Source organism: Frankia sp. CeTa3Moorea (genome assembly GCF_978021225.1).
The window spans coordinates 1-14781 of the sequence record NZ_CDXDOR010000127.1 but is presented as its reverse complement, the minus strand read 5'-3'; the positions used below and the strand labels follow the sequence as shown (position 1 = coordinate 14781).

At 72.1% G+C, this 14781-nt stretch carries 6 protein-coding genes, 3 pseudogenes and 2 riboswitches; of the genes and pseudogenes, 4 read left to right on the top strand and 5 right to left on the bottom strand.

The features are described 5' to 3' along the window. A pseudogene (gene tnpC, locus AC08OV_RS18850) lies at window positions 1-1407 on the bottom strand (IS66 family transposase); the annotation flags it as partial. A 149-nt stretch (window positions 1408-1556) separates the two neighbouring features. Between tnpC and AC08OV_RS18845 the strand changes: the two are divergent. The 4 genes and pseudogenes from AC08OV_RS18845 (at window position 1557) to AC08OV_RS18830 (ending at window position 8628) form a co-directional block, all read left to right on the top strand. Continuing rightward, window positions 1557-2327 carry a replication-relaxation family protein gene (locus AC08OV_RS18845; protein ID WP_476614014.1) on the top strand — a complete coding sequence of 257 codons (771 nt, stop codon included), beginning with the start codon at window positions 1557-1559 and terminating at the stop codon, window positions 2325-2327. 901 nt (window positions 2328-3228) lie between these two features. Then, window positions 3229-3455: riboswitch (cobalamin riboswitch) on the top strand. Between the two features lie 249 nt (window positions 3456-3704). Beyond that, on the top strand, window positions 3705-6203 hold the full coding sequence (locus AC08OV_RS18840; RefSeq protein WP_476620045.1) for a ribonucleoside-diphosphate reductase subunit alpha: 2499 nt from the start codon (window positions 3705-3707) through the stop codon (window positions 6201-6203). Further along, window positions 6200-7270 carry a ribonucleotide-diphosphate reductase subunit beta gene (locus tag AC08OV_RS18835; RefSeq protein ID WP_476614016.1) on the top strand — a complete coding sequence of 357 codons (1071 nt, stop codon included), beginning with the start codon at window positions 6200-6202 and terminating at the stop codon, window positions 7268-7270. The genes AC08OV_RS18840 and AC08OV_RS18835 overlap by 4 nt, the downstream gene beginning before the upstream one ends. A gap of 111 nt (window positions 7271-7381) precedes the next feature. Next, a riboswitch (cobalamin riboswitch) is annotated at window positions 7382-7571 on the top strand. Window positions 7572-7804: 233 nt separating this feature from the next. Further along, window positions 7805-8628 (top strand): annotated as a pseudogene (locus AC08OV_RS18830) (methylenetetrahydrofolate reductase). Window positions 8629-8721: 93 nt separating this feature from the next. On the opposite strand, the gene AC08OV_RS18825 reads toward AC08OV_RS18830, so the two are convergent. The 4 genes and pseudogenes from AC08OV_RS18825 to AC08OV_RS18810 form a co-directional block, all read right to left on the bottom strand. Continuing rightward, entirely contained in the window at window positions 8722-11865 is a 3144-nt protein-coding gene (locus AC08OV_RS18825; RefSeq protein ID WP_476620044.1) for an ATP-binding protein, read from the bottom strand. 166 nt (window positions 11866-12031) lie between these two features. Next, a complete protein-coding gene (locus AC08OV_RS18820; RefSeq protein ID WP_476614019.1) occupies window positions 12032-13180 on the bottom strand; it encodes a bifunctional 2-methylcitrate synthase/citrate synthase in 1149 nt (382 codons plus the stop codon). Between the two features lie 142 nt (window positions 13181-13322). Beyond that, window positions 13323-14237 carry a methylisocitrate lyase gene (gene prpB, locus AC08OV_RS18815; RefSeq protein WP_476620043.1) on the bottom strand — a complete coding sequence of 305 codons (915 nt, stop codon included), beginning with the start codon at window positions 14235-14237 and terminating at the stop codon, window positions 13323-13325. Window positions 14238-14321: 84 nt separating this feature from the next. Then, a pseudogene (locus AC08OV_RS18810) lies at window positions 14322-14781 on the bottom strand (MmgE/PrpD family protein); the annotation flags it as partial.

Here is a 14781-nt window from a genome sequence, read left to right as displayed (position 1 = left end):
AGCCGGGGGCCGGTGGTGAACAGGTCGACGAGGACGTCGAGGGTGCTGCGGCCCCAGGTGGTGGCGGTCGGCAGGTAGGAGTGGACGACGGCGAAGTCGGCGAGGCCGGTCAGGGTGCGCCAGGCGCCGCCGGAGGTGTTCTGCTGGACCTTGACGGGCCTGGCGGCCTCCTCGGCCAGGTTGTTCGTGAACGGCACGGCGAGGTCGACGACGAAGCGCAGGATCATGTCCTCGTGGCGGCGCATCCGTCCGATCAGGGTGCGGGCGGCGCGGGCCAGGGGGCTGCGCCGGCCGGCGTTGTCGGCCTCGCCGCGGGCGAGGCCGAGGTAGTGGTTGCGGATCCGGGCGACGGTCTCGGGGTCGAGGGCCGCCTGGCCGGCCTGGTGGGCGGCGCGGGCGGCCTGGTGGGCGTCGAGCAGGGTGGTGGCCATCGCGTCGGCGGCCGTCGGGGTCGCCGTCGTGGATGGCGCGCAGGTCACGCAGGGTGTGGGCACCGCACCAGGCGTGCAGCGCGCCGGTCAGGTGGGTGTAGCCGGCGTAGCCGTCGCGCATCAGGACACCGGTGAAGGCGGGCCAGACGCCGCCGGCGTCGATCGTCGCGGCGGTGCGGTCCCCGGTGTGCATCACGGTGAGGTACTCGGTGCAGGCGACGTGCACGTAGCGCAGCCCACCCGCGGCGCGGGCGGTCGTCTCGTCGGCGTGCGCGACCGGCGCGGCGGCGATCAGCGCCCGCACGTGCGGCAGGAACGTGGTCTCGAGCAGGCGGGCGGCCCGGCCCCGCACCGAGGCGACCCAGCCGACGGAGACGGCGGCGCCGAGCAGGGTAGCCAGGACCGCGCCGGCCCGGCGGACCGGCAGGTGGTGCGCGCACACCAGCCACGCCGCCCGCCCGAGCAGCCGCGGGCCCCAGACGAGTCGGCCGGTCAGTGGCACCGGCGGCTGCCCGGGGGTCGTCGCCGCGCAGCACGGGCAGGTCCGCGCCACGACCCGGTACTCGGTCACGGGCGGCCGGGGCGGGGCCGGCGGGGTGTCGAACACCTGGTGGCGCCTCGTGGCGAACACCGGCGCCCCGGCCAGCGAGCCGCCACAGCCCCCGCAGGACGGCGGGTCGATCGTGAACGTCTCGTCCGGGTCGTCGACCATCATCCGGGTCTGGCCGGGCGCACCGCGCTGCTTGCCCCTCGGCCGGCCCGACGACGTCCGCGCCGGCGCCTTCGTGTACGGGTCGTCCGACGACGGGGGCCGCGACGAGTTCGAACTGTCCCTGCCCGCCTGACACTCCAGCTCGGCAACCCGCCCGGCCAGCTGCTCGATCAGTTCGGTGGCCGCCGCGAGCTGCTCAGCCATCCCCGCGATCTGCCTGCCCTGGGCCGCGATCGTGGCGTCCCGGTCCGCGAGCAGGCGCACGAGCTCCTCGTACGTCGGCCGGCCACCAGACTCCACACCCGCGACGCCAGCGGATCACCACCCACCGCCAGGCGATCACACGAACGATCACCACACAAGATCCGGAAGACACCCGCCCAACCGAGCTGAACAGCGACCGCTTTCAGCCGTTGGCGGTCAGTGGCCTGTCGCCCATGCACTACGTCCTCGACGTCGCCGGCGCCGCCGTTCTGGCGCACGAGGACGGTCTGGACCCGAAGAAGATCGGCTACCAGCATGACCGGGCTATGGGGATCGCCCATTCGTTGCACCTGGCGCATCGGGTGGCGGTCAACGGGATGTCCACCCGGCTGGTTCACCACGCCCGCCAGCCCGAGGCCGCGGGCCGGCTGGTGGCCTGGTGGTCGGAGGAACGCTGCGCCCGCTCGTTCGGGGACATCGTGCGGCCCGACGCCTATGGCCGGTGGGCGCAGGGCCGCGCCCAGGTCGAGTGGTTCCTCGAGCTGGACTTCGGTACCGAAGCGCTCCGGCGCCTCACCTACAAGATCGACGCCTACGATCGGCTCGCGAAGGCGACCCGTAGCCACACGCCGGTCCTGATCTGGACGACGACCCTGCGCCGCGAAGCCCGCCTCCGCGAGGTCCTCGCGGAGGCGCTGCGCAACCTGGACGACCCAGTACGGGTGCCGGTCGCGACGACGGCCGCGGACCTCGCCGAACCCGACCAGCACCTCGACGCCACCCTGACCCGCTGGCTGCCCCTGACCCGGGCCGGTACCGGTCGCCTCAGCCTGGGCCAGCTGGTCAGCCTCTGGCCTAACTCCGCCAAGCCCTTGACCGACAGCTCCCCAGCCGACAGTGACCTCGGCCGTCCGAGACGACTCCACCCACCCCAGCCGATGCCACCCGCGGGGCCTGATCACCAGCAGCTCGCGGCCTAACCGCAGCCCCGCATGGCCCCGAGGGGTCCTGCTACCCGGGTACCGCGCCCGGTGGCAGGACCCCTCGGCTTGAACGGGCATGGCTGCCGCGACCGGCGGGTCGGTTGAGGCGGGTCTCCGCCCGCCGGGTGCTGCGGCGAGACCGCCGCCGCGTTGGACCGCGCTGGGCAGGCTGGCCCCGTCGGCGCGGGCGAGGATGCCGGCGACCAGGCCGACGATGATGGAGATCGTCGTGCCGAGGGCGACGACGAGTGCCCGGGTGAGGGCTGGGTTGGCGGTCACGTCTGCTCCAGTTCACACGCCCCGCTCCCCTGGCTGACGAGACGCTGAACGGACGCAGCGTGAAACAACCCTGCTCGATCCCCGGGGTTGCCGCAGCCCGATGGCCCATAGGCGCGTGCTGTGGCTTCGGCCCGGAGCGGCCAGGGGAGGACGCGCCGGACATGGGAAGCCCGAGTTCGGTGACTGGCAATATTGGCAGCCGCCGCGGCGATCAGTCTACCGGCTCCGGTCCGGCACGGGGTGGGCGCCGTGGCCCGCGATCATGACTGTCCTCAGTCAGGTGGCATGGATGATCGCCAGCGACTTGTGCGGCTCGTGTCGTTTGTGGCGTGGGCCGGTGAGCCCGGTTCGAACATGTGCGGCCTGCGGTTCGCCAGCACCGAGGACGAGCAGCCATGGGGCCTGTCCTGGCGCGGCGTGGGCCGTGGGTCTCGAACGGGGCGAGGTCCTGCCCAAGCCCGAAGGCGATGAGGTCCGGGCCGTGCTGTGGCGGCTGAGGTTCTGGTTCACGGTGGCGGTACAGGACGCTCGGCAAGTTCCGCTCGGAGATACCCCGGACGGCGAGGTGTCGGGCGCGACACAACATGTGGGTTATTTGCAGTCGTGTGATTCTTATATGTAGCGTGTGCCGCGCACTGGTTCGGCCGCCCTGCCCTGGGCCGGTCGTCGTAAGAGGGAACCCGGTGGGAGTCCGGGGCTGCCCCGCAGCGGTGAGTGGGAACGACCGCCGTCAGGAGCACTGGGCGCTATGGCGCCTGGGAAGCGACGGTCAGTAGGTTCACCGGCGTCACGACGCGCCGGTGGGTGCCCGCGAGTCCGAAGACCTGCCAGCGTGCCGCGCGCGACATGCGCGTGGCGGTCCGACGGCCCCGAGGGAGGGCCGGGATCGCCGTGCCGGGCTTGGACCGGGCACGGGCAGCTCGCCGGTCGCCAGAGGGCCTCGGCGTGGCGGGTGGTGATCGTTCGGCCACCGAGCCACGCGCCGTCGCCGTCGGTCGTCGATGCCCGGGTCCGTCGCCATTCGGGCCGGCGCGCCTACCTCCTCCTTGCTCGCCGTCGGTGCCAGCCGTCCGACGACCTGTGCGAGGAGTGCCGTTGACCGTCACCGAACCTTCCCCCGTTGTCCCGCGGGCCGCCGGTATGTCCGGGTCTGGTGGCCGCACGATGCGCGTCCGTCATCGTGACGGCGCGTTGGAGCCCGTGGACGTGACGAGGATCGTCGCCGCGGTCGCGCGGTGGGCGGACGACCTGGATCAGGTGGATCCGTTGCGGGTCGCGACCCGGACGATTGGCGGGCTCTACGACGGCGCGACGACCGAGGAGCTCGACCGGTTGTCGGTGCAGACCGCCGCCGATCTGATCGGTGAGGAGCCGCAGTACTCCCGGCTGGCCGCCCGGCTGCTGGTCGCGCTGATCGCCGACGAGGTCGCCGGTCAGGGGATCGGCTCGTTCAGCTCGGGCATCGCGCGGGGCCACGAGCTGGGTCTGATCGGGGCGGGCACGGCCGAGTTCGTCGCCCGGCACGCTGGCGAGCTCGACGCGCTCGTCGACCCGGCTGGCGACCTCGGGTTCGAGTTCTTCGGGATGCGGACGGTGCACGACCGCTACCTGCTGCGCCATCCGCGCACCCGGCTGGTGGTGGAGACGCCGCAGCACTGGCTGCTGCGGGTCGCCTGCGGGCTGGCGCACGACGTCGCCGAGGCGGCGGAGCTGTACCGGCTGATGGCGTCGCTGGCCTACCTGCCGAGTTCGCCAACGTTGTTCAACTCCGGGACGGCGCACTCGCAGATGTCGAGCTGCTACCTGGTCGACTCGCCGCGCGACGAGCTGGAGTCGATCTACGAGCGGTACGGCCAGGTCGCCCGGCTGTCGAAGTTCGCCGGCGGCATCGGCATCGGTTTCTCCCGGGTGCGCTCGCGGGGCGCGCTGATCCGCGGCACGAACGGCCGGTCGAACGGCATCGTGCCTTTCCTGCGGACCCTCGACGCCTCGGTCGCGGCGGTCAACCAGGGTGGGCGGCGCAAGGGCGCGGCCTGTGTGTACCTGGAGACGTGGCATCCCGACATCGAGGAGTTCCTCGAGCTGCGGGACAACACCGGTGAGGACGCCCGGCGCACCCACAACCTGAATCTGGCGCACTGGATCCCGGACGAGTTCATGCGCCGGGTGCAGGCCGACGGGGTGTGGTCGCTGATGGATCCGGACGCGGTGCCGGAGCTGCCCGACCTGTGGGGTGAGGAGTTCGACCTGGCCTACCGGGCCGCCGAGGCCGCCGGCCGCTATGTCCGCCAGCTGCCCGCCCGTGATCTGTACGCGCGGATGATGCGGACGCTGGCGCAGACCGGCAACGGCTGGATGACGTTCAAGGACGCCGCGAACCGGACCGGCAACCAGACCGCCGAGCTGGGCAACGTCATCCACCTGTCGAACCTGTGCACCGAGATCCTCGAAGTCTCCAGCGATGACGAGATCGCGGTGTGCAACCTCGGCTCGGTCAACCTCGCCCGCCACCTCCTGCCCGCAGACCCGGCCGCCGACGCGGACGGCGACGGGGATCCAGCGGCGCGGGTTGATTGGGCGGCGCTGCGCGCGACCGTGCGCACGGCGGTGACCTTCCTCGACCGGGTGATCGACATCAACTACTACCCGACACCCGAGGCCGCGGCGAGCAACCCCCGGTGGCGGCCGGTCGGCCTCGGCGTGATGGGCCTTCAGGATGTGTTCTTTGCGCTGCGGCTGCCGTTCGACTCCCCGGCCGCCTGTGAGCTGTCGACCCGACTTGCCGAGGAGATCGCGCTCACCGCGCTGGAGCGGTCCACTGAGCTCGCCCGCGCGCACGGCCCGCACCCCGCGTTCGCGCAGACCCGGGCCGCCCGCGGGGTGCTGCATCCGGACCACTTCGACGTGACGCCGGCGCAGGTGGAGCGGTGGGCGGCGCTGCGGGCGGCGGTCGCCGCGCACGGCCTGCGTAACTGCCTGCTGGTCGCGATCGCGCCGACCGCGACGATCGCGTCGATCGTCGGCTGCTACGAGTGCATCGAGCCGCAGGTGTCCAACGTGTTCAAGCGCGAGACGCTGTCCGGCGAGTTCCTCCAGGTCAACGGCTATCTCGTCGACGAGCTCAAGTCCCGCGGCCTGTGGACGGCGCAGGTACGGGAGCGGATCAAGGCCGCCGATGGGTCCGTCCAGACGATCGACGACCTGCCAGCCGAGGTCCGCGCGCTGTTTCGCACCGCGTGGGAGCTGCCGCAGCGTGCGCTGATCGACCTGGCGGCGGCCCGGATGCCGTTTGTCGACCAGAGCCAGTCGCTGAACTTGTTCATGGCCGACCCGAGCATCGGCCGGCTGTCCTCGATGTACGCCTACGCCTGGTCAAGCGGGCTGAAGACGACCTACTACCTGCGGTCGCGGCCCGCGACCCGCATCCAGCAGGCCACCGTGCCGGCCGGCGCGGGCCGGCACGCGTCCGCGCCCACCGACTCGGGGTCGACCGCGCGCCCACCCTCGGGACCGGCGCAACCCGCGCCGACGACCGATGCCGAGGCGCTGGCCTGCTCTCTGGAGAACCCCGAGACCTGCGAGGCGTGCCAGTGACGACGACTGTCCCGCCCCAGCAGGTTCCCGCGCAGTCCGGCTCAGCGGTGGACGGGCCGCGACACCGGTCGCTGCTGCTCGACCCGGGCATGAGCCTCACCCTGCGGCCCATGCGCTACCCGGAGTTCTACGACCGCTACCGGGCGGCGATCCGCAACACCTGGACCGTGGAGGAGGTTGACCTGCACACCGACCTCGCCGACCTGCACCGTCTCAGGTCGGCCGAGCGGCATCTGGTCAACCGCCTCGTCGCGTTCTTCGCGACCGGCGACACGATCGTCGCCAACAACCTCGTGCTCAACCTCTACCGGCACCTGAACGCCCCGGAGGCGCGGCTCTACCTGTCCCGCCAACTGTTCGAGGAGGCCGTGCACGTCCAGTTCTACCTGACCCTGCTCGACACCTACCTGCCCGATCCGGACGAGCGGGCCCGCGCGTTCGCCGCCATCGAGAACATCCCGTCGATCCGCGCCAAGGCAGCGTTCTGCTTCCGCTGGATCGACTCCCTCGGCCGCCTCGACCGGCTGCGCACCCGCGCCGACCGGCGGGCCTTCCTGCTCAACCTGATCTGCTTCGCCACCTGCATCGAAGGGCTGTTCTTCTACGGCGCCTTCGCCTACGTCTACTTCCTGCGCTCCCGCGGCCTGCTGCACGGGCTCGCCTCCGGCACCAACTGGGTGTTCCGCGACGAGTCCATGCACATGGGGTTCGCCCTCGACGTGATCCGCACCGTCCGCGCCGAGGAACCCGACCTCGTCGACGCCGACTTCGAGGCCGCGGTGCGGGACATGCTCGCCGAGGCGGTCGACGCTGAAACCGTGTTCGCCGAGGACCTCCTGACCGGTGGGGTCGCCGGGATGACCGTCGCTGACATGCGCACCTACCTGGAGTACGTCGCCGACCGCCGGCTCGGTCAGCTCGGGTTCGCGCCCATGTTCGGGTCGGCCAACCCGTTCTCGTTCCTCGACCTGCAGGACGTGCAGGAGCTGTCGAACTTCTTCGAACGCCGGGTGTCGTCCTACCAGGTCGCCGTGGAGGGTTCGGTCTCCTTCGACGAGGACTTCTGACCGGTCCCGACGGTTTTCGGGAGGCTCGGGTTCCGCGCCCGGGCCTCCCGGCCATTCGACGCCGGCGTGACGGGACCGGTGAGGCGGCCTTGTCGGCGATGTGGGCCGCGCGTAGCCTGAACCGGCCGTGGTGTTCGGGAAGCCGGTGTGACGCCGGCGCGGCCCTCGCCACTGTGTTCGGGAGTCTCCGGCCGTATCCGCGTCCGCGCGGAGGTCACTGGGCTGCTTGTCGGCCTGGGAAGGCCGGTCCGGAGACGCTGTACCCGTCAGCCAGGAGACCGGCCACGGCACCGAGTGACGCTTCCACGAGGTGCTGGAGGACGATCAGCGTGAGCATGCCCGCCTGCCGGCCGGCCACCCCTGGCCGGCCCGTGTACGGCCGCGCCCAGCGTCGACCGGTCAAGGCCGCGCCCGTCCACCGCCCGTCCACGACGGTGAGAACAGGTGCCGACCATGACAGACACTGAGCTGCGCGCCGAGGTGACGACCGTGCCCAGGCAGCGGAGGTCCCCCCTTGCGGCCCGCCCCGCGACGATGAGCGAGTTCCTGTCGACCGGAACGACCTCCTACTCGTTCGAGTTCTTCCCGCCGAAGACGCCCGACGGTGAGCGGGCGCTGTGGACCGCGCTACGCGAGATCGAGGCGCTGCGGCCATCGTTCGTGTCCGTCACCTACGGCGCCGGCGGGTCGACCCGCGAGGGCACGATGCGCATCTGCGAACGGATCGCCACCGAGACGTCACTGACGCCGATCGTGCATCTCACCGCGGTCAACCACGCCCGGGCGGAGCTGCGCCGGATCGTCGGCACGGTCGCCGGTACCGGCGTCCGCAACATCCTGGCGCTGCGCGGCGACCCGCCGGGCGACCCGCTCGGCGAGTGGGTACGCCATCCCAACGGCTTCGAGCACGCGGACGAGCTGGTCACCTTCGTCCGCGGGCTCGGGAACTTCTGCGTCGGCGTCGCGGCGTTCCCGGACAAGCACCCACGCGCCGCCGACCTCGACAGCGACGCCCGCGCCCTGGCCGGCAAGTTCCGCGCCGGGGCCAGCTACGCCATCACCCAGTTCTTCTTCGACGCCGACGCCTACCTCCGGCTGGTCGAGCGGGTCGGCCGGCTGGGCTGCGACGCGCCGATCGTGCCCGGGGTGATGCCGGTGACGAACGTCGCGCAGATCACCCGGATGGCCCAGCTGTCCGGCGCCGCTTTCCCGCCAGCGCTGGCCCGCCGCCTGGAGGCGGTCGCCGACGACCCGGCGGCCGTGCGCCCGGCCTGCACTTCATCACCCTCAACCGCTCCTCGGCGACCCGGGAGGTCTACCGCAACCTCGTCGGCTCAGCTCCCCAGCCGGCGGGCTGAGCGCGACGGCTGTCACGACGAGGCGGGACCAGTCGAGCCGGGTCGCCGGCCAACGCCGGAGACCCGGCGCGAGACGGCGAGCCGGCTGCCAGATCAGGGCTGGATGACGAGCAGGAGCTCGCCGACTTCGACGGAGTCGCCGGTACTGCGGGCGAGTTCGGTGATGGTTCCGGCGGTGGGGCTGGTGACGGCGGCTTCCATCTTCATGGCCTCGACGACGGCCAGCTTGGCGCCCTTCTCGATGGTGTCGCCGACCTTGACCGCGAAGGTGACGATGCCGGGGAGGCTCGCGCCGATATGGCCGGAGTTGGTGGGGTCGGCGCGGCGGGCGGTGGCGGACGCCGAGCTGATGGACTCGTCGCGGACCCGGACGGGGCGGGGCTGGCCGTTGACCCGCAGGTAGAGGGTGCGGATACCGGCGCGGTCGGGATCGCTGATGGTTTCGAGCTCGACGATGATCTCGGCGCCGGGTTCGAGGAAGACGCTGACCGGCTCGCCGGGCAGCAGGCCGTAGAGGAAGGCCTCCGTGGGAATGACCGAGCTGTCGCCGTACTGCTCGACGGCCTTCTCGTAGTCGCGCCACGGGCCGGGGAACAGCAGCCGCGACAGGGTGGCGCGCCGGGCGTCGCCGGCGAGGTAGCCGAGCACACTGGCCGGCAGGTCGTACTTCTCCGGCTCGGTCCGTAGCGTGGCGGGGTCGATGTTCCCGGAGGCGATGAACAGCGCGAGGTCGCCGACGACCTTGCTGGTCGGCGTCACCTTGATTGGCTTGCCGAGCAGCTCGTTGGCGATCGCGTAGCACTCGGTGACCTCGGACCAGCGGTCGCCGAGCCCGAGCGCGATGGCCTGCTGGCGCAGGTTCGTCAGCTGGCCGCCCGGAATCTCGTGCCGGTAGACGGCGCCGGTCGGCGCCCGCAGGCCCGCCTCGAACGGGGCGTACAGGTCGCGGACCGCCTCCCAGTAGGCCTCCAGCGCGGACAGCGCCGCGAGCGGGATGCCGGTTGCGCGGTCGGTGTGGTCGGTCGCGGCGACGAGCGCGGACATGTTCGGCTGGCTCGTGCCGCCGGACATGGGGGCCGCGGCGGCGTCCACCGCGTCGACGCCTGCGTTCGCGGCGGCGAGCAGGGTCGCGAGCTGGCCGCCGGCCGTGTCGTGGGTGTGCAGGTGCACCGGGGTGTCGAAGCGCTCCCGCAGTGCCGTGACCAGCCGCGTCGCCGCCGGCGGGCGCAGCAGCCCGGCCATGTCCTTGATCGCCAGCACGTGTGAGCCGGCCTCGACGAGCCGCTCCGCGAGGCGCGGGTAGTAGTCGAGGGTGTAGATCCGCTCGGCGGGGTCGGTGAGGTCGCCCGTGTAGCAGAGCGTGCCCTCCGCGATCGCGTCCGTCTCGCCCGTGACCGCCTGGAGGGCGGGGCGCATCTGCTCGATGTCGTTGAGGGCGTCGAAGATCCGGAACAGGTCGATCCCGGTGCTCGCCGCCGCGACGACGAACGCGCGCACCACGTCGTCCGGGTAGGGCGTGTAGCCGACCGCGTTGCGGCCACGCAGCGGCATCTGCAGGCACAGGTTCGGCGCCGCTTCCCGCGGCGCGGCGAGCCGCTCCCACGGGTCCTCGGCCAGGAACCGCAGGGCCACGTCGTAGGTCGCGCCGCCCCAGCACTCGAGGCTGAGCAGGTTCGGCGTGAGCCGGGCGAACGCGGGCGCGGCGGCCAGGATGTCGAAGCTGCGCAGCCGGGTCGCCAGCAGCGACTGGTGGGCGTCGCGCAGCGTCGTGTCCGTGACCGCCAGCGCGGTCTGGGCACGCAGCCGGGCCGCCCATCCGGCCGGGCCGGCCTCGGCGAGCAGCTGGCGGGAGCCGGCCACCGGCGCGCCGGCGGCGTCCAGCGGCGGCAGCATCCGGCGCGGGTCGGTGAACGCCACCCCGGCCGGGCGCCGGTGGCCGTTGACGGTGACATGGGCGAGCCGGGCCAGGAACTCGATGTTCGTCCGCACGCCGCGGACCCGGAACTCCCGCAGCGCCCGGCGGGCCCGCCGGGACGCCTTCTCCAGGGTCGCGCCCCGGCACGTCAGCTTCACCAGCAGCGAGTCGAAGTACGGGCTGACCTCGGCACCGGCGTAGGTCGCCCCGTCCAGGCGCACCCCCGGCCCGCCCGGCGACTGGTAGTACGAGATCGTCCCGGTGTCCGGCCGGAAGTCCGACGCCGGGTCCTCCGTCGTCACTCGGCACTGGATCGCCACCCCACGGATGGAGATGCTCTCCCGGCTCAGGTTCAGGTCGGCCAGTGTCTCCCCGGCGGCGATCCGCAACTGCGCGCCCACCAGGTCCACCCCGGTGACCTCCTCGGTCACCGTGTGCTCCACCTGGATACGAGGGTTCATCTCCATGAACGTGAACCGGCCATCCGCGCCGACCAGGAACTCGACCGTGCCCGCGTTCACATAGCCGACGTGGCGGGCGAAGCTCACCGCCGCCGCGCACAGCCCATCGCGTACCGCCGGGTCCAGCGCCGGCGCCGGCGCGATCTCCACGACCTTCTGGTGCCGCCGCTGCACCGAACAGTCCCGCTCGAACAGGTGCACGACGTCGCCCTCGCCGTCGGCGAGCACCTGCACTTCAATGTGCCGCGGCCCCTGGACCGCCTGTTCCAGGAACACCGTCCCGTCGCCGAACGCCGCCGACGCCTCCCGCACAGCGGACGCCACCGCGTCCGGCAGGTCCGCAGCCCGCGTCACCTGGCGCAGACCCCGCCCGCCGCCACCGGCCGACGCCTTCACGAACAGCGGAAAACCGATCGCCTCCGCAGCCGCCAGCGCCCCGGCCCCGTCCAGCAGCGGCGCCGACGCCCGCAGCACCGGTAGCCCGGCCGCGATCGCCGCGTTCCGGGTGGCGACCTTATCCCCGGTCAGCCGCAACACCCCCGGCGGCGGCCCCACGAACGTGACCCCCGCCGCGGCGCACGCCTCCGCCAGCGCCGCCGACTCCGACAGAAACCCGTACCCCGGGTGCAACGCGTCCGCCTCGGCGTGCTTCGCCACCCGCAGCAGCTCGTCGATATCCAGATAACCCCGCACCGGGTGCCCAGGCATCCCCAGCTCGTACGCTTCGCCCGCCTTCGTCCGGTGCAGCGCGGAGACGTCCTCCGGCGTGTAGACCGCGACCGTGCGCAGGCCCTGCTCATGCGCAGCCCGGAACACCCGCACCGCGATCTCACTCCGGTTGGCGACAAGAAGTTTGCGCATGGTCAGTCCCGTCAGGTCGTAGGAAAGGCTCGACGGATACGCGGCGGCCCCGAACCGGTGACGCTCCAGCTACACGCAACCGAGCTGGCGCGCAGGCGCGGAGGTCCCTTGGGAGCGAAGCGAGCAAGAGACCGGAGCGCCGCGTCCAGACGGAGCGAACCAAAAACTAGCCCGCGAGCCGGCGGGCGGCGAGCGGGACGCTGCGCTCCTGCGGGCCGACATAGCTCGACAGAGGCCGGATGAGTGCGTTGGCGGCGAGCTGCTCGATGATGTGCGCGGTCCAGCCGGTGATCCGCGACATCACGAAGATCGGGGTGAACATCGGGATGTCAAAGCCCATCAGGTGGTAGGCCGGGCCGGTCGGGAAGTCCAGGTTCGGGTGGAGGTTCTTCTCCCGGATCATCACGGCCTCGAGGGACTCGTAGACGGCCATCAGGCGCTCGCCGTCGGCTCCCCTGGTCTTGGCGAGCCGCTCGAGCTCGGCGCGCATCGTCGGGACCCGGGAGTCGCCGGACTTGTAGACCCGGTGCCCGAAGCCCATGACTTTGCGCTTGCTGGCCAGCGCGTCGAGCATCCACTGCTCGGCGCCTGCCGGGTCGCCGATCTCGTCCATCATGTACATGACGGCCTCGTTGGCGCCGCCGTGCAGCGGGCCCTTCAGCGCGCCGATCCCGGCCGTCACGGCGCTGTACAGGTCGGACAGCGTCGAGGCGACCACCCGCGCGGTGAACGTCGAGGCGTTGAAGCTGTGCTCCGCGTAGAGGATCAGCGAGACGTCGAAGGCCCGGACGACCTCGGCCTCGGGCACCTCGCCGAAGCACATGTGGAAGAAGTTCTCCGAGAAGCCCAGCGTCGGGTCGGGCAGGATCGGGTCCTGGCCGCGCCGGCGCCGCTGGTCGATGGCGACGATCGTGGGCAGCTTCGCCATCAGGTCGAGCGCCTTGACCTGGTTCGCCTCGACCGTGCCGTCGTCCTCGGTCGGGTCCTGCGCGCCGAGGTAGCTGACGGCGGTGCGGAGCACGTCCATCGGGTGGCAGGTCTCCGGGAGCCGGGCGAGCAGGCCCATCAGGGTCCGGTCGAGCTGCCGGCGGGCCCGTTCGGCGTCGGTGAAGGCCCGCAGCTGCTCGGTGGTCGGCAGCTCGCCGTGCCAGATCAGGTAGGCGACCTCCTCGAACGAGCACTCGGCGGCGAGCTGCTGGACCGGGTATCCGCGGTAGGTCAGCGAGTTCGTCTCGGGGTTGACCATCGAGACCGACGTGGTGTCGACGACGACGCCGGCCAGGCCCTTGCGTACCGACGAGTCAACGGCGGCCATGGCTGTGGTTCCTCTCGGGTGGGTTCCTCGCCGGCCGGGGCGCGACGACCGGGATAGATGACCGGGCACTGCAGTTGGGACGGCAGTCGGGCTCGACGGTCGTGGCCGCCGGCCCGGCCGGCGAGGAAGAGTGCGCTGGAGATCAGTCGGAGGGCCGGACGTTGAAGATCGCCTCGTCGAAGACGTTGTAGTCGGCGTAGTCGATCAGTTCGTAGAGCCGGGCCCGGTGCTGCATCCGGTCGGTCAGCCCGGCCTGGGTGCCCTCGTCCTTGATCCGGCGCAGGCCGTCCTCGACCGCGCCCATGGCCAGCCGCAGCAGGGTCACCGGGTAGATGACGAGGTTCATGCCGACCGAGGCGAGCTGCGCGGCGGTGAACAGCTCGCTCTTGCCGAACTCGGTCATGTTCGCGAGGAGCGGTACGTCGACGGCCTTGCGGACGGCGGCGAACTCGTCCAGGTTCGCCATCGCCTCGGGGAAGACCATGTCCGCGCCCGCGTCGACGTAGGCCCTTGCCCGGTCGGCGGCCGCGTCGAGGCCCTCGACGGCGCGGGCGTCGGTGCGGGCGCAGAGGACGAAGTTCGGGTCGCGGCGCGCCGTGACGGCGGCCCGGATGCGCCGCGTCATCTCCTCGGGGGGCACGACCGACTTGCCGTCGAGATGGCCGCAGCGTTTCGGGTTGACCTGGTCTTCGAGGTGGCAGCCGGCGAGGCCGGCGTCCTCCAGCAGCTGGATGGTGCGGGCGACGTTCATCGGCTCGCCGAACCCGGTGTCCGCGTCGACGATCGCGGGCAGGTCGGTCACCCGGGCGATGGCGCCGGCCCGGCCGGCGACCTCGGTCAGGGTGGTCAGCCCGATGTCCGGCAGGCCCAGGTCCGCGGACAGGACCGCGCCGGAGACGTACACCCCGTCGAACCCGAGCTTCTGGATGAGCAGGGCCGAGAGCGGGTTGAACGCGCCGGGGAAGCGCAGCAACCCGCCGCCCGCGCTCTGGGAGTTGGCCAGGGCCTCGCGTAGCGCCACCCGTCGGGCCGCCGCCGTCGTCTGGGCGTGCAGCATCGCAGTCCTTTCTCAAGGATTCGGGATCAACCGGCCCCGGGTGCGCGAACGGGAGCATCCGCGCGGCCGGGGCCCGTCCACGCCCTAGAACAGGCCGGTGGTGGACTCGGTCGGCAGCGGCCAGTCGGGTACGAGGGTCAGCTCGCCGAGCTCGGCCGGCGACAGCTCCGGTAGCCGCACCGCCGCGGCCAGGAAGCGGTCCTGCTCCTCGGTCGGCACGACGCCCTCGGCCAGCCGGCGGAACTTCGCGACATACTCGGCCCGCCCGAACGGCCGGGCGCCCAGCGGATGGGCGTCGGCGACGGCGATCTCGTCCGCGACCACCGAGCCGTCGGCCAGGGTGACGACGACCCGGCCGCCGAACGCCTTCTCGGCCGGGTCGGTCGCGTGGTAGCGGCGGGTCCACTCCGGGTCCTCGACCGTGGTGATCTTCTGCCACAGCTCGACGGTGTCCGGCCGGGCCGCCCGCCCGGGGGCGTAGGAGCGCTCATGGTGCCAGTCCCGGTCCTGCAGCGCCACCGCGAAGATGTACGGGATCGAGTGA